Genomic DNA, 1,730 nt, shown 5'->3' on the forward strand with positions numbered 1-1,730 from the left:
ATTTCCGCCTGGACAAACAATCCGGGGCGTAGGGGCGCTTCCCGCTTTGCCCCGTATAGGCCAAACGGATCGTCCAGTCGAGCGATTACATACAGCACGCGATTGCGCTCATCTATCTTCGCTTCACGACGCACCAAAACCGCTTGCCATGTGCGAACTTCACGTCCGTTATCTGCCGTAAGCGTCACAGACACAGGGGCATCTTCGCTGATCGGTCGTAAAAATGGCACATCCTGCTCAAGCACGGGCAGGCGCACTTCGACCGCATCGACTGAAAAGATGGTCGCCAACTGGGCGCCGGGCGAAACGAACTGTCCCAAATCTACATTAACACTTTCGACAAAGGCATCGTACGGCGCCACAATTTTGGTTTTTTCCAAATTGCGCTGTGCCCGTTCCAGTCCAGCCCGTGCGATGGCGACACTGGCCTCGGCCTGAGCCACTTGCGGCAATTTCAACGCCAACGGCGGTGCTTTGTCCAGAGGCCGCCCCGTCAACTTCCACTCTTCACGCGCCTGTTCTGCTTGCGCTTGCGCTTCTTGCAAGCGCGCCAACTCGGCGTCTAAGCGCGCCTGTGCTTCATGGACAGCAATTTCATAGTCACGCGGATCTATGGTCGCCATCCATTCGCCTTTTCTGAAAAATCCACCATTCTCCAGTTTCGGAGAAATGTCCCGAATGGTCCCCGACACTTGCGCCACCAAAACAGTCCGCGTCTTGGCCACAACGGTCCCCTGGGAAGGAATCGAGAAATGCACTTGCATCGGAGACAATGGCACAACTTCTACCAACGGGGCCACCGGTTTGGCTTGTTTCTGGGGTGGCGCTTGGCGCATTGCGCTCAGTAGTTGAAAGACGCCGAATGAGATGGCCAAAATCACAATCACCGCACCAAAGATCACCCATTTTTTGGGCGGTACCACCGTTTCGGTGTCAAATTGTACTTCCGACTTTTGCACGGGGGGGATGGACCTGTTCGTCACCGTACTGCCTCCTAAAGAAAAACGGTGTGACACAAACTTGCGCTCTATTCTAGCGGAGTTTTTCAATGGCACTTTGAAAAAAGTGTTAAGAAGTGTAACGTGATGACACTCTCGCTTGTCTACGGCGTATTGGCTGTTACACTAGGCTCAGACTGGATCAGGGTGCTCAGAAAAATGAAGCCTATCGTTGTGTTAACCACCTTACCGGCAACTCATGATGCCGCCAGCTTTTCGCAAAAACTGGTCAAGGCCAAATTGGCCGCCTGTGTGAACGTTCTGCCGGGGGTCGAATCGCATTATGAGTGGCAAGGCGAACTGGTGACCGATACCGAAAAAGTGCTTTTCATCAAGACACGAGCAGACAAGCTGACACAGCTCAAAGAATTTTTCGACGATGTCCACCCTTACGAGGTGCCGGAGCTTGTTGTCTTGCCCATCCTCGCTGAGGACGTTCCATATGTTCACTGGCTGAATCAGGTTCTGGGATAAAAAAGCATGAAGTCCTTTGTCCAAAATTTCTTATTTGTACTCTTGCTCGGCGCGGTCACGCCAGTGTATGCGATCGATCTTTCCGGTCTTGCCAGCAATGAAGACGAGCATTTAAAGCGCGAGTTGGCTTTCCAACCATCCGTTGAAATTTTGGATGAGCAGCTTGTGCTTCGTTATCAGATTGCGGATGACTACTATCTCTACCGGCAACAATTTCAGTTCAAAGTGGCTGACGGGCGTATTGGTTTTCCGGATTGC

Annotated in this window: 3 protein-coding genes; 2 read left to right on the top strand and 1 reads right to left on the bottom strand. The window is 52.3% G+C overall.

Annotated elements, in window-relative coordinates:
* A partial coding sequence (locus tag D6694_14955; protein RMH34888.1) for an efflux RND transporter periplasmic adaptor subunit occupies positions 1–959 on the bottom strand: 959 nt, incomplete at its 3' end.
* 126 nt (positions 960–1,085) lie between these two features.
* On the opposite strand from D6694_14955, the gene D6694_14960 reads away from it, so the two are divergent.
* Both D6694_14960 and D6694_14965 read left to right on the top strand, forming a co-directional pair.
* Positions 1,086–1,472, top strand: a complete 387-nt coding sequence (locus tag D6694_14960; GenBank protein RMH34889.1) for a divalent-cation tolerance protein CutA — start codon at positions 1,086–1,088, stop codon at positions 1,470–1,472.
* Between the two features lie 6 nt (positions 1,473–1,478).
* Positions 1,479–1,730: hypothetical protein (locus D6694_14965; protein ID RMH34890.1), on the top strand; the 252-nt coding region annotated here is incomplete at its 3' end.

Source organism: Gammaproteobacteria bacterium, assembly GCA_003696665.1.
Classification (GTDB): domain Bacteria; phylum Pseudomonadota; class Gammaproteobacteria; order Enterobacterales.